General features: G+C 69.8%; 22 protein-coding genes. 10 read left to right on the forward strand and 12 right to left on the reverse strand.

The window, feature by feature from the left end; all coding sequences use genetic code 11:
- Positions 1-11: 11 nt before the first annotated feature.
- From ruvX to N5K27_RS18875, 3 genes are read right to left on the reverse strand one after another with little or no spacing between them, the layout of a single operon-like run.
- Positions 12-422, reverse strand: a complete 411-nt coding sequence (gene ruvX, locus N5K27_RS18865) for a Holliday junction resolvase RuvX (protein ID WP_279818084.1) — start codon at positions 420-422, stop codon at positions 12-14.
- The gene (locus N5K27_RS18870; RefSeq protein WP_087837627.1) at positions 415-981 is read right to left on the reverse strand and encodes a YqgE/AlgH family protein; all 567 of its coding nucleotides are present in this window, start codon (positions 979-981) and stop codon (positions 415-417) included. Before N5K27_RS18870 ends, ruvX begins: the two co-directional genes overlap by 8 nt.
- A 27-nt stretch (positions 982-1,008) precedes the next feature.
- Positions 1,009-1,173, reverse strand: coding sequence for a rubredoxin (locus N5K27_RS18875; RefSeq protein WP_087780643.1), 165 nt, complete (start codon positions 1,171-1,173; stop codon positions 1,009-1,011).
- Between the two features lie 135 nt (positions 1,174-1,308).
- On the opposite strand from N5K27_RS18875, the gene N5K27_RS18880 reads away from it, so the two are divergent.
- The 6 genes from N5K27_RS18880 to N5K27_RS18905 all read left to right on the forward strand — a co-directional run bounded on the left by N5K27_RS18880 (position 1,309) and on the right by N5K27_RS18905 (position 7,890).
- Complete coding sequence (locus N5K27_RS18880; protein ID WP_132979030.1) at positions 1,309-2,199, forward strand: hydroxymethylpyrimidine/phosphomethylpyrimidine kinase; 891 nt, start codon at positions 1,309-1,311, stop codon at positions 2,197-2,199.
- Complete coding sequence (gene thiE / locus N5K27_RS18885) at positions 2,196-2,879, forward strand: thiamine phosphate synthase (protein WP_132979031.1); 684 nt, start codon at positions 2,196-2,198, stop codon at positions 2,877-2,879. The genes N5K27_RS18880 and thiE overlap by 4 nt, the downstream gene beginning before the upstream one ends.
- Before the next feature lie 2 nt (positions 2,880-2,881).
- Positions 2,882-4,165 (forward strand): glutamate-1-semialdehyde 2,1-aminomutase, encoded by a 1,284-nt coding sequence (gene hemL, locus N5K27_RS18890; protein WP_087837624.1) that lies wholly within the window; start codon positions 2,882-2,884, stop codon positions 4,163-4,165.
- Positions 4,166-4,216: 51 nt separating this feature from the next.
- The gene (gene argJ / locus N5K27_RS18895; RefSeq protein ID WP_279818089.1) at positions 4,217-5,443 is read left to right on the forward strand and encodes a bifunctional glutamate N-acetyltransferase/amino-acid acetyltransferase ArgJ; all 1,227 of its coding nucleotides are present in this window, start codon (positions 4,217-4,219) and stop codon (positions 5,441-5,443) included.
- A gap of 296 nt (positions 5,444-5,739) precedes the next feature.
- Positions 5,740-6,636, forward strand: coding sequence for an ATP-binding protein (locus N5K27_RS18900; protein ID WP_254914557.1), 897 nt, complete (start codon positions 5,740-5,742; stop codon positions 6,634-6,636).
- Positions 6,637-6,810: 174 nt separating this feature from the next.
- On the forward strand, positions 6,811-7,890 hold the full coding sequence (locus tag N5K27_RS18905) for a thiamine phosphate synthase (protein WP_347945168.1): 1,080 nt from the start codon (positions 6,811-6,813) through the stop codon (positions 7,888-7,890).
- A gap of 46 nt (positions 7,891-7,936) precedes the next feature.
- Here the strand turns inward: N5K27_RS18905 and N5K27_RS18910 are convergent, their stop codons facing one another.
- On the reverse strand, positions 7,937-8,899 hold the full coding sequence (locus N5K27_RS18910; RefSeq protein ID WP_132979035.1) for a tripartite tricarboxylate transporter substrate binding protein: 963 nt from the start codon (positions 8,897-8,899) through the stop codon (positions 7,937-7,939).
- A gap of 61 nt (positions 8,900-8,960) precedes the next feature.
- Positions 8,961-10,109, reverse strand: a complete 1,149-nt coding sequence (locus N5K27_RS18915) for an FAD-dependent monooxygenase (protein ID WP_279818094.1) — start codon at positions 10,107-10,109, stop codon at positions 8,961-8,963.
- A gap of 120 nt (positions 10,110-10,229) precedes the next feature.
- On the opposite strand from N5K27_RS18915, the gene N5K27_RS18920 reads away from it, so the two are divergent.
- Positions 10,230-11,138 (forward strand): LysR substrate-binding domain-containing protein, encoded by a 909-nt coding sequence (locus tag N5K27_RS18920; RefSeq protein ID WP_087837620.1) that lies wholly within the window; start codon positions 10,230-10,232, stop codon positions 11,136-11,138.
- A gap of 7 nt (positions 11,139-11,145) precedes the next feature.
- On the opposite strand, the gene N5K27_RS18925 is transcribed toward N5K27_RS18920, so the two are convergent.
- From N5K27_RS18925 to N5K27_RS18935, 3 genes are all read right to left on the reverse strand, one after another.
- Positions 11,146-11,361 carry a DNA gyrase inhibitor YacG gene (locus N5K27_RS18925; RefSeq protein WP_087837619.1) on the reverse strand — a complete coding sequence of 72 codons (216 nt, stop codon included), beginning with the start codon at positions 11,359-11,361 and terminating at the stop codon, positions 11,146-11,148.
- A 38-nt stretch (positions 11,362-11,399) separates the two neighbouring features.
- Entirely contained in the window at positions 11,400-12,155 is a 756-nt protein-coding gene (gene zapD / locus N5K27_RS18930) for a cell division protein ZapD (protein ID WP_087837618.1), read from the reverse strand.
- A gap of 167 nt (positions 12,156-12,322) precedes the next feature.
- Positions 12,323-13,288, reverse strand: a complete 966-nt coding sequence (locus tag N5K27_RS18935; RefSeq protein WP_279818097.1) for a LysR family transcriptional regulator — start codon at positions 13,286-13,288, stop codon at positions 12,323-12,325.
- Between the two features lie 126 nt (positions 13,289-13,414).
- Here N5K27_RS18935 and N5K27_RS18940 point away from each other — a divergent pair, with 126 nt between their 5' ends.
- Positions 13,415-14,371, forward strand: a complete 957-nt coding sequence (locus tag N5K27_RS18940; protein ID WP_279818099.1) for a tripartite tricarboxylate transporter substrate binding protein — start codon at positions 13,415-13,417, stop codon at positions 14,369-14,371.
- 15 nt (positions 14,372-14,386) lie between these two features.
- On the opposite strand, the gene coaE is transcribed toward N5K27_RS18940, so the two are convergent.
- Both coaE and N5K27_RS18950 read right to left on the reverse strand, forming a co-directional pair.
- Positions 14,387-15,028, reverse strand: a complete 642-nt coding sequence (gene coaE, locus N5K27_RS18945) for a dephospho-CoA kinase (protein ID WP_087837615.1) — start codon at positions 15,026-15,028, stop codon at positions 14,387-14,389.
- The gene (locus tag N5K27_RS18950) at positions 15,022-15,876 is read right to left on the reverse strand and encodes an A24 family peptidase (protein WP_279818150.1); all 855 of its coding nucleotides are present in this window, start codon (positions 15,874-15,876) and stop codon (positions 15,022-15,024) included. Before N5K27_RS18950 ends, coaE begins: the two co-directional genes overlap by 7 nt.
- A 192-nt stretch (positions 15,877-16,068) precedes the next feature.
- Here N5K27_RS18950 and N5K27_RS18955 point away from each other — a divergent pair, with 192 nt between their 5' ends.
- Positions 16,069-16,887, forward strand: coding sequence for a copper resistance protein NlpE N-terminal domain-containing protein (locus tag N5K27_RS18955; RefSeq protein ID WP_279818102.1), 819 nt, complete (start codon positions 16,069-16,071; stop codon positions 16,885-16,887).
- 259 nt (positions 16,888-17,146) lie between these two features.
- On the opposite strand, the gene N5K27_RS18960 is transcribed toward N5K27_RS18955, so the two are convergent.
- Both N5K27_RS18960 and mnmC read right to left on the reverse strand, forming a co-directional pair.
- Complete coding sequence (locus tag N5K27_RS18960) at positions 17,147-19,375, reverse strand: TIM-barrel domain-containing protein (RefSeq protein ID WP_132979040.1); 2,229 nt, start codon at positions 19,373-19,375, stop codon at positions 17,147-17,149.
- 333 nt (positions 19,376-19,708) lie between these two features.
- Positions 19,709-21,598 (reverse strand): FAD-dependent 5-carboxymethylaminomethyl-2-thiouridine(34) oxidoreductase MnmC, encoded by a 1,890-nt coding sequence (gene mnmC / locus N5K27_RS18965; protein WP_347945145.1) that lies wholly within the window; start codon positions 21,596-21,598, stop codon positions 19,709-19,711.
- Between the two features lie 335 nt (positions 21,599-21,933).
- Here mnmC and N5K27_RS18970 point away from each other — a divergent pair, with 335 nt between their 5' ends.
- Positions 21,934-22,818 carry an inositol monophosphatase family protein gene (locus N5K27_RS18970; RefSeq protein WP_243724377.1) on the forward strand — a complete coding sequence of 295 codons (885 nt, stop codon included), beginning with the start codon at positions 21,934-21,936 and terminating at the stop codon, positions 22,816-22,818.
- Positions 22,819-22,824 lie beyond the last annotated feature (6 nt).

The following is a 22,824-nucleotide window of genomic DNA, read 5'->3' on the forward strand; positions in this document are numbered from 1 at the left end:
GCAGTCTCGGATCAGGGAGAACGGGGCGTGTCGAAGTAGCTCTGCAGGATGATGGCGGCGGCCACCGCGTCCACCCGCAGCCCGTGGCCGGCCGCCCCCATCTCGGACTGGGCGGCCAGGCTGGTGCCGCGCTCGTCCACCAGTTCCACGGGCAGGCCGTAGCGGCCGTTCAACTGGTTGGCGAAACGCCGGCACAGGGCCGTCATGGGCTGCTCGCCGCCGTCGGCATCCAGCGCCAGGCCCACCACCAGGCGGGACGGCTGCCATTCGCGCAGCAACTGCTCGATGCGGCCGAAGCGCGCCTCGCGCGTGGTGTTGGCGATGACTTCCAGCGGACGCGCGTGGCCGGTCAGCGTATTGCCGACGGCAACGCCGATGAACTGGGTTCCGTAGTCGAAGGCGAGCAGCGTTTCGTCAGGCATGGCCGGCTTCGCCCGCCAGCATGATCGGGGCGATGCCCAGCAGCGCCAGCGCGGCGTCGAAACGCTCGGACGGCGGAACGTTGAAGATGATGTCGGACGATGCCGACACGCTGAGCCAGGCGTTCTCGGAGATTTCGTCCTCGAGCTGGCCCGCGCCCCACCCCGCGTAGCCCAGGGTGACCAGCAGCTTGCCGGGCCCCTGGCCGTCGGCAACCGCCTGCAGCACGTCGCGCGAGGTGGTCAGGGCGAGGTCGCCGACCTTGATGGAGGAGTTGTAGTCGCCCACCGGGGCATGCAGCACGAAGCCGCGGTCGGTCTGGACCGGCCCGCCGAAGAACACCGGGGACGCCGCCTGGGGGGAATCGTCCAGCGACAGCTCGATCCGCTCGAACAGGCCCGCCAGGGTCAGGTCGGTGGGCCGGTTGATGACCAGGCCCAGCGCGCCCTTGGGGGTGTGTTCGCATACATAGATGACCGCGCCGGCAAAGTTCGGATCGGCCATGGCCGGCATGGCGATCAGGAACTGGTTCGTGAGATCGATATTGGCGCGTTCGCTCATACCTGAATTGTAAACGCCCGCGGCGGGTCAGATCTCGACCATCTCAAAATCTTCCTTGCGGGCGCCGCATTCGGGGCAAACCCAATTGGGCGGCACGTCTTCCCACTTCGTTCCAGGAGGGATACCCTCTTCCGGCAGGCCGGCCGCCTCGTCGTAGATCCAGCCGCAAATCAGACACATCCAGGTACGCATCGTCGCTCAATCTTACCAAGCCCTGTCCCCGCGGACCGGGAACCATCGGGCATCCATTAGAATCTCGCATCTTACCGAAACACCGTGGGCCCCGCCCGGATCCCGCCGGACGGCCCCGCCTTTCGAGACTTTTCGTTGCCAGCCGCCCCCACGCCTCCCCTCGTTCTGACCTTCGCCCCCTCCGACCCCAGCGCCGGCGGGGGTATCCAGGCCGACCTGCTGACCTGTGCCAGCATGGGATGCCATGCGCTGACCGTGCTGACCGGCTATACCGTGCAGGACTCGGCCGGGCTGGAAGACGGCGAAGCCGTCGCGCCCGAATGGATAGACGACCAGGCCCGCAGCCTGCTGGAGGACATGCCGGTGCGGGCCTTCAAGATCGGCGGGCTGTTCTCGGCCGAGGCGGTGGCGGCCGTGGCCGAGATCCTGGCCGACTACTCGGCCGTCCCGGTGGTGCTGCACCTGGGGGCGGATCCCCCGGACGCGGACGACGCGGAAACCGAGGACTCGGCCGAGGAAATCATGGCCGCCACCATCGAACTGCTGGTGCCCCAGTCGACCCTGGTCGTGGCCGACAGCCTGCGGCTGGAGCAACTGGTGGCGGACGGCCTGCTGGACCTGGACTCGGCCGACGAGACCGCGGCCCAGGCGCTGCTGCGCCGGGGGGCGGCCTGGGTGCTGGCCACCGGCCTGCACCAGCCCGGCGACATCGTGGTCAACACGCTGCGCGGCGGCGGCGACACGGCCGCCGAACCGGCGGGCGAATACCGCTGGCCACGGCTGCCCGGCAACTTCCGGGGCGCCGGCCCGACCCTGTCGGCGGCCCTGGCCGCCCTGCTGGCCAGCGGCATGGACGTGCGCGACGCCACGGCGGAGGCCCAGGAATACACCTGGCAGGCGCTGGCCTCGGGCTTCCAGCCCGGCATGGGCCGGCTGCTGCCCGACCGTTTCTTCTGGGCCAAGCAGGGCGAGCAGGCGGCGGCCGGCGACGAGGCAGCGCCCGATTCCACGGAGTCCGCGCCATGAGCACCGATCCCGCCCTGAACCACCCGCTGCGCGGCCTGTACGGCATCACGCCCGAATGGGACGACACCGCCCGGCTGGTGGCCGCGGTGGAAGCGGCCGCCCGCGGCGGCCTGCGCGCCGTGCAACTGCGCCGCAAGCTGGCCGAGCCGGCCAAGCGGCTGGAACAGGCACGGGCCTTGCGAACCGCCTGCGACCGCCTGGGCGTGCTCCTGGTCATCAACGACGACTGGCGGCTGGCCATCGAGGCCGGCGCCGACGGCGTCCACCTGGGGCGCGAGGACGGCGACATCGCCCAGGCCCGCCAGGCCGGCGGACCGGCGCTGCTGGTGGGCGCCTCCTGCTACGACGAGATCGGGCGCGCCCGTGCCGCGCTGGCCGCGGGCGCCGACCACGTGGCCTTCGGCGCGGTGTTCGACTCCCCCACCAAGCCCGCGGCCGTGCACGCCCCGCTGTCCTGCCTGACCGAGGCACGCGGGCTGCGGCGCCCCGGCGCCGGCCGGCCGGCCATCGTCGCCATCGGCGGCATCACGCCGGCCAACGCGCGGCTGGCCGTGGCGGCGGGCGCCGACGCGCTGGCCGTCATCACCGCGCTGTTCGGCGCCGACGACATCGAAGCCGCCGCGCGGGACTTCGCCCAGGCCTGGGCCGAGGACCCCGCCGGCAACCCCAACAAGGCATGACCATGATCCGCAACGCAGAACTCTTCGAACGCGCCTGCCGCACCATTCCCGGCGGCGTCAATTCGCCGGTGCGCGCCTTCCGCTCGGTGGGCGGCACCCCTCCCTTCATCGAACGCGCCGCCGGTCCCTACACCTGGGATGCCGACAAGAAGCAGTACATCGACTACGTGGGCTCGTGGGGCCCGGCCATCCTGGGCCACGCCCATCCGGAAGTTATCCGGGCCGTGCAGGAGGCCGCCGTCAACGGCCTGTCGTTCGGCGCCCCCACCGAGGCCGAGGTCGAGCTGGCCGAGATGCTCGTGCACCGCCTGCCCTCGATCGAGCAGGTGCGCCTGGTCAGCTCGGGCACCGAGGCGACCATGAGCGCGATCCGGCTGGCCCGCGGCTACACCGGCCGGGCCAAGATCATCAAGTTCGAGGGCTGCTACCACGGCCATGCCGACAGCCTGCTGGTGAAGGCCGGCTCGGGCCTGCTGACCTTCGGCAACCCGACCTCTGCCGGCGTGCCGCCCGAGTTCACCTCGCACACCCTGGTACTGGACTACAACGACATCGCCGGCGTGGAAGCCGCGTTCAGGCAGTACGGCGACGAAATCGCCTGCGTGATCGTGGAGCCCGTGGCGGGCAACATGAACCTGGTCCAGCCCGTGCCCGGCTTCCTGCAGGCGCTGCGCGACCAGTGCACCCGCTACGGCGCGGTGCTGATCTTCGACGAGGTCATGACCGGCTTTCGCGTCGGCCCCCAGGGCGTGCAGGGCCGCACCGGCATCGTGCCCGACCTGACCACCCTGGCCAAGGTCATCGGCGGCGGCATGCCCATCGGCGCCTTCGGCGGCCGGCGCGACATCATGGCCCACATCGCCCCGCTGGGCGGCGTCTACCAGGCCGGCACGCTGTCGGGCAACCCGGTGGCGGTGGCCGCGGGCCTGACCACCCTGCGGCTGCTGGCCGAACCGGGCTTCTACGAGAAGCTGGAAGCCCAGACCGGCAAGCTGGTGCAAGGCCTGCGCGCGGCCGCCGCCAGCGCGGGCGTGCCCTTCAGCGCCGACCACGTGGGCGGCATGTTCGGGCTGTATTTCCGTGACACGGTGCCGACCTCGCTGGCCGAGGTCTCGGCCTCGGACACCGCCGCGTTCAACAAATTCTTCCACGCCGCGCTGGTGCGCGGCGTGAGCTTCGCGCCGTCGGCGTTCGAGGCCGGTTTCGTCTCGATCGCCCACGACGACGACGTCATCGCCCGGACCGTCGCCATCGCCGGCGAGGCCTTTGCCGAACTCAATCCCTGATCCGGCGGGGCGCAGGCCGCGCCCCGCCCCTTCCGCTCCGCGAGGACAGCCATGGCCGTCAATCTGCACATTCCCGCTCCCGAACTCGTCTTTCCGGTGGACGGCGTCGAAATCGGCGTCACCGAAGCCGGCATCCGCAAGGCCGGCCGCCGCGACCTGACCGTGTTCAGGCTGGCCGAAGGCACCAGCGTGGCCGGCGTATTCACGCGCAACCGCTTCCGCGCCGCCCCGGTCCAGGTGTGCGAGGAACACCTGGCGCAGTCGCTGCCCATCCGGGCCATGGTCATCAACACCGGCAACGCCAACGCGGGCACGGGCGAGCCCGGCCTGGCCGCCGCCCGCGCCACCTGCGACGCGCTGGCGAAGCTGCTGGGCCTGGACCCGCGCCAGGTCCTGCCGTTCTCGACCGGCGTGATCCTGGAGCCGCTGCCGGTGGATCGCATCGAGGCCGGCCTGCCGGCCGCCGTCAAGGCGCTGGCGCCGGGCAACTGGACCGAGGCCGCGCACGGCATCATGACCACCGACACGCTGCCCAAGATCGTGTCCAGCAAGGCCAACATCGGCGGCCACCAGATCACCCTGACCGGCATCAGCAAGGGCGCCGGCATGATCCGGCCCAACATGGCGACCATGCTGGGTTTCCTGGCCACCGACGCCGCCATCGCCCCCGCCCTGCTCAAACGCATGGCGGGCCAGGTCGCCGACGTCTCGTTCAACCGCATCACGGTGGACGGCGACACCTCGACCAACGATTCCTTCATCATCGCCGCGACCGGCCGCGCGGGCCTGCGCATCGAGTCCGAGTCGGATCCGCTCTACCCCGAGCTGCTGGCCACGCTGAAGGCCGCGGCAACCGAGCTGGCCCAACTGATCGTGCGCGACGCCGAAGGCGCGACCAAGTTCATGACCATCCGGGTCGAGGACGCCGGCAGCCAGGAAGAGGCGCTCAAGGTCGCGTATTCGGTGGCGCATTCGCCGCTGGTCAAGACCGCCTTCTACGCCTCGGACCCCAACCTGGGACGCATCCTGGCGGCCATCGGCTACGCCGGCATCGACGACCTGGACGTGGGCCGGGTCAACCTGTGGCTGGACGACGTGTGGGTAGCGAAGCATGGAGGACGCAATCCCGACTACCGGGAAGAAGACGGCCAGCGCGTGATGAAACAGGCCGAGATCGCCGTGCGTATTTCGCTGGGCCGAGGGAAAGTGACCGAGACGGTGTACACCTGCGATTTCTCGCACGAGTACGTGAGCATCAACGCCGACTACAGATCTTGATCCTCCACGCTCCGGTGGCGCGGGGTTGTGCATACGCATGATCTGCTCTCCTGGTGATGACCCTGATCGTCCACCAGGACAGCGTCCCCGTTCTCGACATAGAACAGGTGCGGTGCCGTTTGCCTGTAGCCAGGCAGGCAATCCGGCCCTGCGGGCGCGCCCTTGAAAAAAATGGTGCAATACCCGATGCCGTAGGCGGATTTCGATCGGACGGCGCCCCTGCCCGGGCCGGAATCCGTCGTTCAAGAACACGATCCGGGGCCTGCGCGGCTCCGGCCGAAGATAGGAACGCTGCTGTGCCGAACGAGTCTTCCCCACCTGTCGATCTGGCCTCTTTCCTGAAACGCGCCGAGGGCGTCCTCGCCCAGCTCGAAGCCTGGCTCCCCCCCGCCCCGCCCCCCGTGGACTGGAATTCCCACGCCTTCCGCTGGCGCAAGCGCGGAACGCGAGGCTGGCTGGAGCCGGTGCGGCACATCGCGCGCATCGACCTGGACGACCTGCAGCACATCGATCGCCAGAAGGAAGTGATCGACCGGAATACGGTGCAGTTCCTGGAAGGCAAACCGGCCAACAACGTGCTGATGACCGGCGCCCGCGGCACCGGCAAGAGTTCCCTGGTCAAGGCCATGCTGGCCACGTATGGCGATCGCGGACTGCGCCTGATCGAAGTCGACAAGAGCGACCTGGGCGACCTGCAGGAGATCGTGGAGACCGTGGCCGAGCGGCCCGAGCGCTTCCTGGTCTTCGCCGACGACCTGTCGTTCGAGGAAGGCGAGGCCGGCTACAAGGCGCTCAAGTCGGTGCTGGACGGCTCGATCGCCGCATCGACCCAGAACGTGCTGATCTACGCCACGTCCAACCGGCGCCACCTGATGCCGGAGTACATGCACGAGAACCTGCAGGCCAAGCACCAGAGCGACGGCGAGATCCATCCCGGCGAGACCGTCGAGGAAAAGATCTCGCTGTCCGAGCGCTTCGGACTGTGGTTGTCGTTCTATCCGTTCAAGCAGGACGACTACCTGGACATCGTGGCGCACTGGCTGCGCGACCTGGGATGCAGCGAGGAATCCATCGCGCGCTCGCGTACGGCCGCGCTGCAATGGACGCTCGAGCGCGGCTCGCGTTCCGGCCGGGTCGCCTGGCAGTTCGCCAAGGATTGGGCCGGGAGGGAGGTCCCCCCCCCTACGCGCTGACAGGAGGGCCCCCCCCTACGCGCTTGCGCGCGCCCCCCAGGGGGCGGCACTGGCGGACCGGCGGAGCCGGATCCGCTGTGCCCTGGGTATTGTTCTTGTGTGGATTGCATTTTAGGAAGGATTATGGGGTCTCTGGGTTCTGGGGTGAAAGTCGTCGATGTCGCGGTGGGCGTGATGCTGCAGCCGGACGGGCGGTTGCTGCTGGGCCAGCGGCCCGAAGGCAAGCCTTACGCGGGATGGTGGGAGCTGCCCGGGGGCAAGCTGGAGCCGGGCGAGACGATATTGCAGGCCCTGGCGCGGGAATTGAAGGAAGAACTGGGGGTGACGGTGCTGGAGTCGTCGACCTGGGTCACGCACGTGCACGCCTACTCGCACGCCACCGTCAGGCTGTATTTCTGCCGGGTCACCCGCTGGGAAGGCGAGCCCCGGGGGCTGGAATCGCAGGCCTTGCAATGGGGGCGGATACGGGACGCGAGCGAGGCCGAGATGCAGGCGGCGCGGCGCGATCATGGGGAACGGCTGAAGGCGCTGGAAGCGCGCATCGCCCGGGGCGAGCAGCCGACCGACCTGGAAACGGCCCAGGCGCGCGCGCAGTCGCCGGAGGATGCGCTGGGACTGGCGCTGGAGCCGCGCATCGGCCCCCTGCTGCCGGCCACGCTGCCGCCGCTGCGGTGGCTGCACGTGCCCGATACCTATGCCATCACCCATATCGGCTCGCCCGGCAACGTCGATGCCTTCCTGCGGCGCCTGGATGCCGCGCTGGCCTCGGGCCTGAAGCTGATCCAATTCCGTGAACCGGACTGGCCCGGCGGCGCGGCGGACGACGCGCTGCGCCAGGTGCTGAAGCAGGTGGTGGCACGCGCCCGGCCGGCCGGCGCGCGGGTACTGGTCAACAGCGCGCATCCGCGCGACTGGATCGCCGATGCCGACGGCGTGCACCTGCGCGCCGCCGACGTCCCGGCCCAGCGCCCCAAGCTGCCGCCCGGCGCGATGCTGGGCGTATCGGCCCACGACGCCGCGGAACTGGAACGCGCGCGCCAGCTGGACGCCGACTTCGCGGTGCTGGCGCCGGTGCTGCCCACGCGCTCGCATCCCGGCCAGCCCGGCCTGGGCTGGGAGACCTTCGGCACGCTGGCGCTGCACGCCGGCCTGCCGGTGCTCGCGCTGGGCGGGCAGTCGGCGGACACGCGCGCGACGGCCCTGGCGCACGGCGCGCATGGCATCGCGGGCATCAGCGGCTTCTGGGGCGGCTGACCCGGGCGACGGACCGGCGGCCCCCTCCGCCGGCCTCCCGGCCGCGTCACTGCACGGTGATGCTGGCCTCCTTGATCACTTTCTCCCAACGCGCGGCCTCGGTGTCGATCAGGCGCTTGAACTCGGCGGGCGTATTGCCCACCGCGATGCCGCCGTGGGCCTGCACTTTCTCCTTGATGTCCGGCGACCGCGCGATGCGGGCCAATGCGTCGGCAAGCTTGCGGACGATCTCCGGCGAGGTGCCGGCGGGCGCGACCACGCCGTTCCAGACGGTCGCCTCCAGGTCCAGGCCCTGCTCCTTCAGCGTCGGCAGCTCGGGCATGGACGCCAGGCGCTCGCCGCTGGTCACGCCCAGGCCGACCACCCGGCCTGACCGGATCGGCGCCATGCCCGAACCGGTGAAGGCGAAATGGATGCGGCCGGCGTTGAGATCGACCTCGGCCGAGGCGGTGGACTTGTACGGCACGTGCAGGGTGTCGACCCCGGTCATGGAAGCGAACAGCGCGCCCACCAGGTGCGGCGACGTGCCCGACCCGGGCGACGAATAGTTGAGCTGCCCCGGCCTGGACCTGGCCAGCGCGACCAGTTCCTTCACGTTCTTGACGCCCAGCGTGGGGCTGGCCATCAGGTAGAACGGCAGCGCCGCGACCATGGAGACCGGCGCGAAGTCGCGCTTGGGATCGTAGGTGATGTTGGGATACAGCGAAGGATTGATCGACAAGGTGGTCACCGAGGCCATCAGCAGCGTGTATCCGTCCGGGGCGGCCTTGGCGACGTACTCGGCGCCTATCATGGTGCTGGCACCGGCCTTGTTCTCGACGATGACCGGCTGCTTAAGCTCGCGCGCCAGCGCATCGGCGAAGATGCGCGACACCGTGTCGGCGACGCCCCCCGGCCCGTGCGGCACCACCAGCTTGATGGGCCGGTCCGGATACTGGGCGTGCGCCGCCAGGGCCGGGACCGCCGCGAGCATCATGGCCGCGACGAAAGTCTTGATGCGTGTCTTCATGCTGTCTCCTATCTTGATGCGCCGGACGGGCACCGGCCTCCCGGCTCCGTCCGGCGAAGGCTTATTGCGCGCCCGCGTCCAGGGACACGTTCCAGGCGTCGTAACCGTAGACCCAATCGGGATTGGTGGACTCGCGCATCCAGTTGTTGGCGCTCGATCCGGCCTGCACCGCCGACGTGCGGGGCTTGCGAACCTGCTCGAACAGGCGGAACGCCGCGTCGAGGTCGGTACGGTGGGCGGCCACGCAGCGCGCCAGGACGACCGAGTCCTCCAATGCCATGGCCGCGCCCTGGGCCATGTAGGGCGTCATCGGATGGCAGGCGTCGCCCATCAGCACGACGTTGCCCCGTCCCCAGCTCGGCAGCGGATCGCGCTGGAAGATCGCCCATTTGTGCACGTCCGGGCATGCCGCCAGCACCGCGCGCACGTCGGGATGGAAATCGGCATAGGCCGCCCGCAGCACCTCCAGGTCGCCCTTGGCCGACCATGATTCAGGGGTCAGCCAGCCGGCATCCTCGGGTTGGCTGGTGACGAAATAGATTTCGTCCTGGTTCCGGGTGACGTAATAGATGACGATGTGGCGGTCCGGTCCCCACCATTTCGTGCGCGACTGGCCGATGTCGAGCGAGCCCAGCCGGCTGGCCGGGAACGTCGTCCGGTAGGCGACGCGGCTGGTGAAACGGGGCTGCTCCTCGCCCAGCAGCAGTTCGCGCACCAGCGAATGCACGCCGTCGGCGCCGATCACCGCGCGGGCGCGGGCCTGGGTGCCATCCTCGAAGCGCAGTACGATCTCGCCATCGCCCTGGTCCAGGTGCACCAGCTTCTTGCCCAGCGCGATGTGCGCCGCCGGTACCCGCGCCGCCAGCGCCGCGTGCAGGTCGCCCCGGTGCATGGCCAGGAAGGGCATGCCATAGCGCTCCAGGACCGCGCCGGCCAGCGGAAACTCGTTCGTCACGGCGCCGGTGTCGTGCGCGCGGTTCAACGACGACCGGGGGGCGAAGGCGATCGATTCCAGTTGCGGGCGCAGCCCCAGCCCATCGAGCACCCGCATGGCATTGGGCGTCATCTGGATGCCCGCGCCGATGCGCGCGAACTGCCGCGCCTGTTCGTAGACCTGCACTTCCACGCCCTGGGCGCGCAGCGCGGTCGCCGCCGCCAGCCCGCCTATACCCGCGCCGATGATCGCAACCGGCAACTCCGACTTCTTCATGAAACGCCTCCGATGGGTCCGCCTTTGCGGAAGCGCCCATTATTGAAGTCGGGACATATCGAGTAAATTGCAGAACAGCTCTAGCAGCTATAGAACTTCTCTATGTAACGCGAGACAGGCATGGATATCAAGCAACTCGAGTACTTCGTCCAGGTCGTCGATGCCGGCAGCTTCACGCGCGCCGCCATGGTGCTCGAAATGACCCAGCCTTCCCTGAGCCGGCAGATCCGCCTGCTGGAGGTGGAGCTGCACGAGCACCTGCTGTACCGCAACGGCCGCGGCGTGGAGCCGACCGAGGCGGGCAGGTGCCTGCTGGAGCACGCCCGGGTCGTCCTGGCCCGCCTGGCCACCGCGCGCCAGGAAATCCACGAACTGAAGGCCGTGCCCCGCGGCAAGATCGTGGTCGGCTTTCCGCCGCGCATCGCCCACCTGCTGGCCCCCAGCCTGGTGCGCGGTTTTCGCGAACGCCTGCCGGGCGCCGCGCTGACCGTGACCGAGGGGTTGAGCGTGAGCCTGAGGGAATGGCTGCACGAAGGCCGGGTCGACGTCGCGCTGCTGTACGATCCCGCCCCCGGCGAGACGCTGGACTACGAACCGGTATTCCAGGAGGAACTGATGCTGGTGGGATGCGTGCCGGGTCCGGGCGAGCGGCTGCCCGAATCGCTGCCGGTCGATGCCCTGGCGGACTATCCGCTGATCCTGCCCTGCGAGCCCAACACCATCCGCGCGGTGGTGGACGCCGCCTGCCGCCGGCGCGGCATCGCCCTGAACATCGTCGCCGAGGTCAACGCGGTCCACACCATGGTGGCGCTGGCCGAAAGCGGCGAAGGCTACGCGCTGCTGTCGGCCAGCGCCATCGGGCCGCAGCGGCGCGCCGGCACGCTGGCCACGGCCCGCGTACACACGCCGTCCATGCACAACAATCTGATCATGTGCACGGCACGGCTGCAGCCGCTGACCCGGTTGACGCGGGAAACCATGCAGTTGCTGCGGTCGCTGGACATCCGGGCACTGCTGGCCAACGCCTAGGGCCCGTTCAGTTCACCGATTGCGGCGGAGGAAACAGGCGCCCCGAGGTGTCGCCGCTCAGGTCGTCGGTCTCCAGCGGCGCGCCGGGAATGGAGAATTTCTCGGCCGCCCACGCCCCCAGGTCGATCTGGCGGCAGCGCTCGGAACAGAAGGGCCGCCAGGCGTTCTCGGGGCTCCACGGAGCCAGCTTGGCGCAAGTGGGACATTTGACGTTCTTGACCATGGCAGCATTGTAGCCAGCGGACGAAGGGGCCGCCGCGCTTAGAAACTGTTGCACAGCGTCAGCTGGAAGGGCACGTCGGCCACCACCGGCTGGGGCTTGAGGTCGCCCCCCTGCGACGAGAAGCGCACCGACACCATGTACTTGTTGGCGCTGACCTCGGGAAACACGCCCAGCGCCTCGTCGACGTAGATGCGCAGCAACTGATAGGCCTTGCCTCCCAGCATCTGCTGGAAGGCGCCGCCCTCGGCCACCACCGCGACCTGGCGGCCCGATTCGCGCAGCATCTTCAGCACGATGGCCAGGCCGTCGCGTATGGGCAGGAAGGGCTCGACCCACTGGGCGAGATCCTGGACCCGATGCTCGACAGGCTTGTGCTTCCAGGCATGAAAGGAAGGAACGTCGAACTCGCACGCCCCGCCCGGGATCGCCAGGCGGCTGCGTATGCTGGTCAGCCATTCGTTCTGCCGCAACGGCTGGCCGGTCTTGCCCTGTGCCACCAGCGAACCCGTGGCCTGCTCGATGCTGGACAACATGACGTCCAGGGTCTGGCGATCGACGCCGGGATGCTCGCGCAGCGAGCTCAGGGATTGGCGATAGCGCTCCAGGTCCTGCAGCAGGTCGGACTTGAGATCGGCGCGCGCCGATACATCCAGGATTTCGAACAGCGTGGTCAATGCGACGTGATGCCCGCGGGCATCCGGTTGCCGCACGAAGAAGAACAGATTGTCGAAGAGGCTTTCCAGACGCAGCAGCGTACGGACGCGCTCGTTGAATGGGTATTCGTAAAGAACCACGTAGACCGTCCGGAATCGGAATTTCGTAGAAATATACCTGTACGGCATGGACACGGCGACACTTGCCGCGCCCGCTTCCGAACGGCCCTTGCGCGGGCGCTTCGGAACACCTCCATTGTAGGTACGGAGCCCACCGGAAAAACACTCAACCGTGGCCCGATCACCCCTTACTTTGAAGCAGGCGGCTCGGCAATGCGGTTTCGAGTTGTGACGCCCGCCGCGCCGGCCGCTTCCAGCAAGGCCTCGTGGAAGTCGCGATGCAAGGCGGTGTCGGGCGCGTCGCGATGGCGCAGGATGCCCACCATGCCCTGCCGGCGCGTGGGCAGGTCCAGCGCCACGAGCTGCCCGGCGGCCTGGAAGTAGCCCAGCACGCGGCGCGACAGCGCGGTCAGCAGGTTGGCCCGCTGCATCATGGCCACCAGCATCAGGATGCCGACCGCCTCGACCCGGTAGCGCGGCGCGGGCAGGCCGGCCAGCGCGAACTCGGCGTCCAGCTCGCGGCGCAGCGGGTTGCCCTGGGGCGGCACCACCCAGCCGCATCCTTCCAGATCCGTCCAGGCCAGGCCGCGGCGGCCGGCCAGCGGGTGCGAGGGAGGCGCGGCCACCGCGATGCTTTCGCCATAGACCGGCGTGCAGCGCAGGCGATCGTCGATGGCATCGCCCTCCAGGCGCGTGACCACGAAATCCAGGCGGCGCTCGAGCAAGGGCGGCAGAAGCTGGTCCAGCGTCGACTCGGTGATCGACAGCCGGGTCTCGGGACGCCGGGCCAGCAGCAAGGCCACGCTGTCCGGCAGCAGGCCGGTCGAGACCGTGGCCGTCACCCCGATCGACAGGTGCCCGTCCGCCCCTTCGGCCATCAGCGCCATGGCATGACTGGCCCGCTCGACCTCGGCCAGCATGACGCGGGCATGTTCGGCCATGGCGGCGCCGAAACGCGTGGGCACGAGGCCGCGCGAATGGCGCTCGAACAGGGGCACGCCCAGTTCGGCCTCGAGCTCGGCCAGCCACTTGGACAGGGCCGGCTGCGTCATGCAGAGACGTTCGGCGGTGTGGCTGAGATTGCACGTGTCGGCCAGGCTGCTCAGCACTTCGAGCTGCCGGATGCGCAGGCGCCGGGTCCAGTCCATTGCCATGAATTTTATGTATGACAGAGCGGCATTTTATCATTGGAAACAAATACCTCTCCGTTCCCATAATGCCGGCACGGCGCCGACCAGACTGGCTCCAGCCAGCCCGCCCCCCTTCCACGGAGACACCCCATGCGACCGCTTGCGCGCCTTTTCCTCGTGCTTTCCCTCGTTGCCGCCGCGCCCTCGGTGCGGGCCGCCGACTATCCCGACCATCCGGTCAAGCTGGTCGTCAACTTCGCCGCCGGCGGGCCGCTGGACCTGATCGCCCGCTTGATCGCCGAACAGGCGGCATCGCGCCTGAAACAGCCCGTCATCGTCGAGAACCGGGCGGGCGCCGGCGGCAACATCGGCGCCGAATACGTCGCGCGCTCGCCCAAGGACGGCTATACGGCGCTGGTCAGCGTCGACCACCTGCTGACGATCAATCCGTCGGTCTACCGGAACATGGGACTGGACCCCTACCGCGATCTCGTGCCGGCCGGCATCTTCGGCACCACCTCGCAGGTGCTGGTGGCCCACCCCAGGCTGGGGCTGAAGGATTTCCGCGACTTCCTGGACCGGGCCAGGAAGGAGGACCTGACCTACGCCTCGGCCGGCCTGGCCTCGCCCGGCCACCTGACCTTCGAACTCCTGAAGGCCCGCACCGGCATACGCGGCACGCACGTGCCCTACAAGGGCAACGCCCCCGCCCTGTCGGACGTGGTGGCCGGCCACGTGCCGCTGGCCTTCGTGGCCTCGTCCAACACCCTTCCCTATGTCCGGTCCGGCGCGCTGCAGGCGCTGGCCACGTCCGCCGCCATCCGCAATCCCCAGTTGCCGCAAGTCCCCACGGCGCAGGAACAGGGCGTACCCGACTTCGACGTGCGATTCAGCCAGGTGGTCCTGTTTCCCGCCGGCACGCCGGCGGCCGTGGTGACGAAGTGGGAAGGCCTGCTGCACGACATCCTGGAAAGCGCGGAAGTGCGCCGGCAACTGGATCAGATGGCGGTGACGCCGTTCTGGGCCGACTCGGCGCAGACCACGGCGTGGTTGCGCGACACGCGTGCGCGTTGGGACACGTTGATCCGCAAGCTGGACATCCAGTAAAGCCCGGGCAGCCTGCTAGGGCAGCGCCAGCAGGTCGAGCCACGCGCGATGCCGGGCCAGCGTACGCTCGGACAGCTGGCCGGGCGTGGTCTGGCCATCGTTGAGGATGACGTCGTCGGCCACGGCCAGCCGCTGGGCGCGCGTCGCCTGGGCGGCCATGATGCGGGCGACCATGTCGGGAGCCAGGCCGCTGCGGCGCTGCACGCGCCGGACCTGGGTGGCCTCGTCGCAATCGACCACGCAGATCCGGTCCACCCGGTCCCGCCAGCGACCCGACTCCACCAGCAGCGGCACCACGAAGACCTGATAGAGCCCCTGGCGCCGGGCGGCCTCGCGCTCGACCTCCTGGCCGATGAGCGGGTGGATCAGCGCCTCGAGCCGCGTCTTGGCCTGTGCGTCGGAAAACACCAGGGCCCGCATGCGGGGACGGTCCATCGCGCCGTCGGGACCGATCATGTCCGGACCGAATTCGCGCCGCAGCGGCTCGATGGCGAGTCCGCCCGGCGCGGTCAGCGCATGCGCGATGGCATCGGTATCGATGACGGCCGCGCCCTGCGCCTCCAGGATATCGGCCACGGCGGTCTTGCCGGATCCGATGCCGCCGGTCAGGCCCACGCGCAAGGGACGGGCGGGGAAAGAAGGAAGTGTGCCTACCATGCCAGCAGCTTAATCCATGCGTCGCCCGCGAACATCGCGGCCACGCCCGCCGCCGCCAGGTACGGCCCGAATGGCAGCGGCTGGTCGCGCCGCACGCGGCCGGCGATCATCAGCACCCCGGCCACCGCCACACCGGCCAGCGAGGCCGCCACCATGACCAGCGGCAGGCTCTGCCACCCGAGCCAGGCGCCGATGGCGGCCAGCAGCTTGAAATCGCCGTAGCCCATGCCTTCCTTGCCCGTCAGCAGGCGGAACAGCCAATACACGGACCACAGCACCCCGTAGCCGGCCATCGCGCCGATGACCGCGTCGGGCAGGAAGGCGAAACCGCCCCACAGGTTGACGAACAGGCCCGCCCACAGCAGCGGAAGCGTCAGGTCGTCCGGCAGCAGCGAGGTCTGGTGATCGATCACGGCCAGCGCCAGGCAGGCCGCGCAGAATGCCATGGCGGCCAGGCTGGTCCAGGTCACGCCGAACACCGCGACGCAGGCCGCGAACAACGCCGCCGCCGCCAGTTCCACCAGCGGGTATTGCCAGGAGATGGGCGCGGCACAATGGGCGCAGCGGCCGCGCAGCGCCAGCCAGCCCAGCACCGGGATGTTGTGGCGCCAGGCGATCGGATGCCGGCAGGCCGGACAATGCGAGGGGGGATAGGCCAGGTCGAAGCGGGCCTGCCCGGGTTGCGCGGCGCCGTGCAGCTCCGCGCACTGCTCCTGCCAGGCGCGCTGCATCATCTGCGGCAGGCGCGCGATCACGACGTTGAGGAAGCTGCCCACCACCAGCCCCAGCACGGCGGCGGCCGCATAGGCCAGCCACGGGGTGGCCGCGAGTATCTGCACGAATGACATAGACAAGGATGTAAACGCCGCCACGGCGGCCCCCCGCAAGCTTAACCGCCCCCGGGGCCCCGCGTGGGACGGGCACGGCAATAAATGTCCTGCCCCCGGCACGGCATCCGTCGATGCCCGCCGCGCTTCCCGTCGCATGCCGGCAGACGCAACAGGTTAGACTTGCGATAAATCTCAAGAGCCGGAGCCGTCATGACCAACCCGCCCCTTTCCTCCCGCCCCGCCCCTTCCCGCCTTGCCACCCTGGCCGCCGCCCTGGCCGTGGCGGCCGGATTGGGCGCGTGCTCCATCCCCCTGCCCGACCGCGAGCGCTCCGGCACCCTGGCCGCCGCCGACGCGGTGATCCCGCCGCCGCCCGCCGTGACGCGGGAACAGGCCGAGCGAGGCGGACAGGATAGGGGCGTGCCCCTGGCCCAGCCGCAAACCTTCCGCGGCGTGATCCCCTGCGCCGACTGCGCCGGCCAGCGCGTCACGCTCACGCTGCTGCCCGACTGGACCTGGCGCATGCGCCGGGTGTATTTCGGCACGCGCGACAACAAGGAACAAAGCTTCATCAGCACCGGCCGCTGGGAACGCCTGTTCGACTCGCCCGACCAGATCCGCCTGATCGGCGACCGCAACGAGGGCGGGCTCTACGAGTTCATCTCCGGCAGCACGCTGCGCATGCTGGACCAGAACGGCGAACCCATCCAGTCCACGTTGAACTACGCCCTGACCCAGCAGTTCGAGGTGGACTTCATCACCGACACCTTCACCATGCGCGGCAAGGTGGTGGCCAAGGACGGCCAGCCCACCTTCGCCATCTGCAGCACCGGCAAGCGCTATCCGGTGTCGTCCACCGGCCAGGCCCAGGCCCTGGCCGACGCCTACGCCAAACTGCGCGTGGCCCCCGGCACCCCGGTCCTGATGTGGATAGACGGCCACATCGCCCGCAGCGGCGAACCCCCGGTAGAGTCGGTGGTCGTAGACAAGCTGGCCCGCGGCACCTTGGACAGCCCCTGCGAGGACTGATGGGCCCACCCCCTACGCCCTTCGGGCGCCCCCTCAAGGGGGCGATGCGGGTGGACCGGCAAAGCCGGATCCACCGCATCCTGGGTCTAGTTCCTTTATCTTGGGTTGGAGCACCTGTGCTTCGCTGGCTGCCAGCGATAGCAACAGTGTGACGTGCCAAGAAACAGGTACTAGACCCAGGAAACCGCGGATCTGGCTCCGCCAGTCCGCCGGTTTCGCCCCCTGGGGGGCGCGCGTCAGCGCGTAGGGGGGGGGTCTCCTACCTCGCCCGAGAGATACGGACTTCGGCGCCGCGGCGCTTCACTTCCAGGCCTTCGGAGGGCAGGATCTTCAGGCCTTCCAGGCCCTTGGCGTAGCTCGAACCCTGCATCTGCATGACGCGGATCTTGTTGCGCATCACGCTGGGGTTGTGCACGGGCATGCCGAACAGCCAGACCTCGTCCAGGATGCGGGCGGAGTTGAACTCGCCGGTGTGCTGGGCGGCGGGCCCCAGGCACAGCATGTGGCCTTCGCGGCCGAACACGGGCAGGCGGTCCAGGCCGCATTCGAAGGTCCAGGTCGTGCCGCCCTCGTAGCGCCAGCCCGTGTTCAGGTCCCACCAGGCTTCGCCCTTGGGGAAATAGACGCGGATCTGGTTGCCGGGCTGCACGGCCGGCGCGACCAGCAGGGCCGGGCCGAGCAGGTATTGCAGCTCGTGGGCATGCGCCTCGGGATCGTCCGGGAAGGACAGGGCCATGGAACGCTGCACCGGCAGGCCGGTGCGGGCCGCGTCCTCGATCACCCCCAGCACGTAGGGAATGAGCCTATAGCGCCACTGCATCAGCGTCTGCGCGTGCTGGAAGGCCTCCTCGCCGAAGTCCCAGGGCAGCAGCCCCGGCACGGCGTGAAAACGCAGGTGCGAACTGAACACGCCGGCCGCCAGCCAGCGCAGGTACAGCTCGGGCGTCATGGCGTCGCGCGGATGCTGGGGCGAACCGATGTCGTGGGCATGGGCGGGCAGCCCGCTGGCCCCCGCCGTCAGCGCGGCGCGCAGCGATTCGGCCAGTCCTTCCCAGGTGTTGGGCACGGACACGGGGGCCTGCATGGGCAGGCGCTGGCCGGTCGGGAAGAGATCGCGGCTCCACACCACGCCCTCGGGCGGGGTCTTGTTCCAGGCCGCCGCCTCGAACAGGCAGCGCTTGACCAGCATGGGATAGGCCGTGCGCAGCCGCGCGCCGGTATCGCCGTTGCGCGCCTCGACGCCGTCGGGGATGTCGAACTGGATGTCGCAGGACACCGCATCGACGCCCTCGTCCATGACCTGGCGGATCTTGTCGCGCCAGAAGGTCCACACGTCGCGGTGGGTCAGGTCGAGCAGGCCGAAGGCGACGCCCGCGCTGGCGGGCACGCCGGCGAACACCTGCGCGGCGCCGGATTCGTCGGTCAGCAGCCAGCCCTTGTCCTCGAGTTCGGCGAACATGGGGCTATGGGTGGGCACGCCCGGGAAACCGGGTGCGCACACCTTCAGGTCCAGGCCCTTGAACTCGCCCAGCACCTGGCGCGGATCGGGGAAGCGGGCGGCGTCCCATTCGAGGTTCAGCTTGGCGCGGATCTCCCAGGCCGCGGGCGGCCGGAACGACACGGCGTCGAGGGGCACGCCGCGGCTGCGCATCTGGCCGGCCACGGCGGCGAGCTGCTCGGCGCCGGTATCGGGCGCCTGGTGCAGCCACGTGCCCATGCTCCACAGCGTGGGCTGTCCCGCGCGGCCGGTCAACTGGGTGTACTGGTTCAGGATCTCGGCCGGCTCGCCCACGAACAGGAACACGTCCAGTTGGGCGTCGGCCACGGTCACCACGTAGCTGTCGGGCGCGAACTCGGGCAGGCCGATGTCGTGCACGACGGATTCGAGCGTATTGACGTACAGCCCCCAGCCGCGCGGGCTCCAGGCCAGCGGCAGGGCGCGCGACTCGGCCTCGTCGGACACCACGCGCTCGGCGCGGCGGTCCAGCATGATGCGGCTTTCGCCCAGGCCGTGGACGGCTTCGCCAGCCGCGAGGTCGAAGCACAGGGCCCACGACGTCGGGGCCGCGGCGTCTTCGGTGCCGAGCGGGCACAGGTCCTGGTCCGCGGACGAGGCCAGCACCTGCTGCCCCTTGCGGTACAAGGCCAGCCGCACGGGATTGGCGGCGATCTCGAGTACGTTGTCGCCCTGGACGATGCGCCAGCCGGGCTGGCCGGCCACATCCGCCTGTTCAACCACGGCCTCGCCTATGGCCTCGTCCCGGGCCAGCAGATCATGCAGGGCGGCGGCGCGCGTGGCGGAGCCGGAGGCCGCCTTGCCGGTGGCGGCGGGCGTGCCCATGCTCAACCTGAACACGCCTGGCGCGCTGGCCTCGACCAGCACCGGCTGGCCCTGGTCCGTCGTGAAACGGACGGCGGACGGGCTGGTCGTGTTGAGAGACAGGGATTCCAGACGCTGGTAGCGGGAGGAGTCGAATTGAAGTGGCACAGGTTTCCCTCGATCGCTTTCGACAGATTGGCAATAGCAAAGACGCAACCCTCGCGAGGCCCCGCTATCCGCCCCAAATGCGGCAAATGACCGCACTTTTTCGCCAAAACCTCTATTTTGACGGATTCGGGGAGGCAAATAAACCGTGGAAGAAGCCGTCTCCCGCACGGACGCGCTTCGCGGGGCGCCGCGAGAGGCCCGGCAAGGCCGTATCCGGGGCCATCCCGCGCCCCTGGAAGCAGCGGATCGGGACACGCGGGCCGGGCACCGCGCGCCCCCAGGCACGTCTTTTTTGCTGTTAATCCCGCTATTTTCCCACGATTCGGCCCGGGATCAGCGCCAGGCGATCATGCGCAGCAAATCCCCCTCCAGCACCATGGGTTCTCCCTCCAGGGAAGCGGCCAGTATGTCGCCTCCCAGCGCCGACCAGCTCAGGCCACGCGAGGCATAGCCCGAGGCGGCCCAGAGCCCGCCATGGACAGGCGATTCGCCGATCACCGGCAACCTGCCGGGCAGCACGGCGCGCCACCCGGCCCAGCCCGTGAACGCGCCGGGATCCAGGCCGGCCCCGGCCAGTTCCGGCAGCAGCCGCGCGGCCCGGTCCAGGTTGACCGCGTGGCCCTCGGCCGTGACGACGGCGCGCGAGGCATCGTGGACGTACGTGCTGCCGGCCACGCAGGCGCCGTCCACGGCGGGCAGCACGTAGCCGTCGCCCGCCACCACGCAGCGCGGCGGGCGCCAGGCGGCATCTTGCGCGGGAAGCAGCGTGATCTGTCCCGCTATGGCCTTTTGCCCGAAGAAACCCGGCAGTTCGCCGTCGGCGGCCAGTCCGCTGGCGGCAAGCAGCCGCGGCGCCTCGGCCGCATTGGCCAGCACCACGATCTCGGCCTCGGCCAGCGTGGCGCCTTCCTGGTCGAGGGCCCGCCACCGGCGGCCCGACGGCACGTCCGCCGCCAGCGCCTCGATGCGGGCTACCCGGGCCGCCCGGACTTCGATGCCCGGCCGGGACAGCAGCGCCGCCCCCAGCAGGCGCGGACGCACCCGCAGTCCGCCCGGAAAATAGACCCCGCCGCGCGCCGTCGGGCAACCCGCCAGCGCGCTGGCTTCGTCCCGCGTCACCGGTCGCACCCAGTCGGCCGGAAAACGCAGCTCCTCCAGCATGGCGCGCATGCCGGCCTCTTTGTCGTCGGATTTGGCCTGCTGCACGGTGCCGCAGCGGGCGACGATCCCGCCGTCCATCCACGGCGCCCAGCGCGCGGCCGCGCGCAAGGCACCGGCACGGCTCAGGCGCGCGCGGGGGCTGTCGTCCCGGGCCAGCAACGGCGTCAATGCGGCGGCCAGATGGCCGCCACCTTGCGGGGGAAAAGTCCAGGCCGCATCGAACACGGACACGCGCCAGCCACGCAACGCCAGCGCATGCGCCACACCGGCCCCGGCGATGCCCGCTCCCACCACGATGGCATGGCGCTCGGCGAAGGACGGCGGCTCGGCCGGCGCGTGGCGGCGCTCGAAGCGCGGCGCATGGCGCGCCACCGTCATGTGCAGCTTGCCGCCGAAGCCCTCCCTGCGCTCGACCTCGAAACCCGCCGCCTGCAAGGCGCGGCGCGCCGCGCCGGCGCTCGCCCAGGTCGCCGCCGTGGCATCCGGCGCGGCCAGCCTGGCCAGCGCCTTCATCAGCGGCTCGGACCACATGCCGGGATTCGCGGACGGCTTGAATCCATCCAGGAAAAAAGCGTCCGCGCGCAGGACCAGCCGGGGCACGATCTGTTCGGCCAGCCCGAAGGCCAGGGTCAGCGTCACCGCGCCGCCATCCAGGTCCAGCCGGTGCAGGCCGGGAAGAAGAGGCGGCCACTGCGCCAAGAGTTGCGCCGCCATGTCGTCCCACCCGGCGGGCACCCGCGCGCGCAGCAGCTCCGCCAGGTCCTCGCGGGCAAAGGGATGGGCCTCGACGGACACCACATGCAGCCTCCGGCTGCGCCGGGGATCGTCGCGCCAGGCGCGCCATAGCGCCAGGAAAGTCAGCCCCAGCCCGAACCCCGTCTCGCACACGGTGAAGCGCTCGCGTCCGCGCCATCGCTCCGGCAGACCGTTGCCCGCCAGGAACACATGGCGAGCCTGCTCCAACGCCCCCTGGGCGGCATGGTAGATGTCGCCGTAGAGCGGGCTATAAGGCAGGCCGTCCTGATCGAAGGCCGGGCGGGAAGGAGTCAGGGGGGTAAACACGGCGAGGATGATAACCCCCCCCTACGCCCTTCGGGCGCCCCCCAGGGGGCGATGCGGGTGGACCGGAAGGGAAGCCCACCCCCTACCCGCTACGCGGGCCCCCTCAAGGGGGCGATGCGGGTGGACCGGCAAAGCTGGATCCACTGCATCCTGGGTCTAGTACCGTTATCTTGGGTTTGGCACGGGTGCTATCGCTGGCTGCCAGCGGTAGCAACGGTGATCCAATCCAAGAAGCGCGTACTAGACCCAGGAAACCGCGGATCTGGCTTTGCCAGTCCGCCGGTTTCGCCCCCTGGGGGGCGCGCGTAAGCGCGTAGGGGGGGTACACTCCCTGTATGAGCATCCCCGCAGCCGCCACCATGGACAAGCCCGTCCCGCTGGATCTCTTCAAGGCGCTCGAAGCCGCCGTCACAGCCGCGCACGCCGGCGCGGCGATCTTGCAAGCCTATGCGCACAAGCGCTCGGAACTGGTGATCGACCTGAAGGCCCGCAACGATCTGGTTTCGCAGGCGGACCGCGAAGCCGAAATCGCGATCATCGAGGTCCTGCGCGCGCGCACGCCGCAATACGGCATCGTGGCCGAGGAGACGGGGGGCTCGCCTTCCGGTCCCGCCAGCTGGTACATCGACCCGCTGGACGGCACCACCAATTTCGTCCATGCCATTCCCCACTACGCCGTTTCCATCGCGCTGGTGGCCCAGGAAGGCTGCGGCATCGCCTTCGAAGAGACGCGGTGCGAGCCCGGGCCCGTGGTGGGAGTGATCTACGATCCCTGTCGTGAAGAGATGTTCACCTCGGTACGCGGCGTGGGCGCCTGGCTCAACAGCCACCGCATCCAGTGCTCGCGCACGGAAACCCTGGCCGATGCCCTGCTGGCCACCGGCTTTCCCTACAGCGACATGTCGTTCACCGAAAGCTACCTGCCCATGCTGCGCGACGCCATGCACGGCACGCGCGGCGTGCGCCGCAACGGCGCCGCGGCGCTCGACCTGGCCTGGGTGGCCTGCGGGCGCTTCGACGGCTACTGGGAGCTGCGGCTCAAGCCGTGGGACGTCGCCGCCGGCACGCTGCTGGTGCGCGAAGCCGGCGGGCAGGCCTTCGACCCGTTCGGGCGGGCTCCCTGGCCCGAGCAAGGCAACATCGTCGCCGGCGGCCCCGGCGTGGCCAAGGCCTTGCACGACCTGATCGGTCCCAACCTCAAGGCCGCCGGCGCGGGCTGAAGACCG

It is taken from the genome of Pigmentiphaga sp. GD03639 (assembly GCF_029845405.1).
GTDB lineage: Bacteria > Pseudomonadota > Gammaproteobacteria > Burkholderiales > Burkholderiaceae_B > Pigmentiphaga > Pigmentiphaga daeguensis.

What these genes read in the sequence shown, in the direction of transcription:
- N5K27_RS18920 (WP_087837620.1), top strand. Translation starts at nt 10,230, where the DNA reads ATGGATATCAAGCAACTCGAGTACTTCGTCCAGGTCGTCGATGCCGGC.
- N5K27_RS18935 (WP_279818097.1), bottom strand. Translation starts at nt 13,288, where the DNA reads ATGGCAATGGACTGGACCCGGCGCCTGCGCATCCGGCAGCTCGAAGTG.
- thiE (WP_132979031.1), top strand. Translation starts at nt 2,196, where the DNA reads ATGAGCACCGATCCCGCCCTGAACCACCCGCTGCGCGGCCTGTACGGC.
- hemL (WP_087837624.1), top strand. Translation starts at nt 2,882, where the DNA reads ATGATCCGCAACGCAGAACTCTTCGAACGCGCCTGCCGCACCATTCCC.
- N5K27_RS18955 (WP_279818102.1), top strand. Translation starts at nt 16,069, where the DNA reads ATGACCAACCCGCCCCTTTCCTCCCGCCCCGCCCCTTCCCGCCTTGCC.
- N5K27_RS18915 (WP_279818094.1), bottom strand. Translation starts at nt 10,109, where the DNA reads ATGAAGAAGTCGGAGTTGCCGGTTGCGATCATCGGCGCGGGTATAGGC.
- N5K27_RS18905 (WP_347945168.1), top strand. Translation starts at nt 6,811, where the DNA reads ATGCTGCAGCCGGACGGGCGGTTGCTGCTGGGCCAGCGGCCCGAAGGC.
- N5K27_RS18925 (WP_087837619.1), bottom strand. Translation starts at nt 11,361, where the DNA reads ATGGTCAAGAACGTCAAATGTCCCACTTGCGCCAAGCTGGCTCCGTGG.
- N5K27_RS18875 (WP_087780643.1), bottom strand. Translation starts at nt 1,173, where the DNA reads ATGCGTACCTGGATGTGTCTGATTTGCGGCTGGATCTACGACGAGGCG.
- N5K27_RS18910 (WP_132979035.1), bottom strand. Translation starts at nt 8,899, where the DNA reads ATGAAGACACGCATCAAGACTTTCGTCGCGGCCATGATGCTCGCGGCG.
- coaE (WP_087837615.1), bottom strand. Translation starts at nt 15,028, where the DNA reads ATGGTAGGCACACTTCCTTCTTTCCCCGCCCGTCCCTTGCGCGTGGGC.
- N5K27_RS18940 (WP_279818099.1), top strand. Translation starts at nt 13,415, where the DNA reads ATGCGACCGCTTGCGCGCCTTTTCCTCGTGCTTTCCCTCGTTGCCGCC.
- N5K27_RS18970 (WP_243724377.1), top strand. Translation starts at nt 21,934, where the DNA reads ATGAGCATCCCCGCAGCCGCCACCATGGACAAGCCCGTCCCGCTGGAT.
- argJ (WP_279818089.1), top strand. Translation starts at nt 4,217, where the DNA reads ATGGCCGTCAATCTGCACATTCCCGCTCCCGAACTCGTCTTTCCGGTG.
- ruvX (WP_279818084.1), bottom strand. Translation starts at nt 422, where the DNA reads ATGCCTGACGAAACGCTGCTCGCCTTCGACTACGGAACCCAGTTCATC.
- N5K27_RS18950 (WP_279818150.1), bottom strand. Translation starts at nt 15,876, where the DNA reads ATGTCATTCGTGCAGATACTCGCGGCCACCCCGTGGCTGGCCTATGCG.
- N5K27_RS18870 (WP_087837627.1), bottom strand. Translation starts at nt 981, where the DNA reads ATGAGCGAACGCGCCAATATCGATCTCACGAACCAGTTCCTGATCGCC.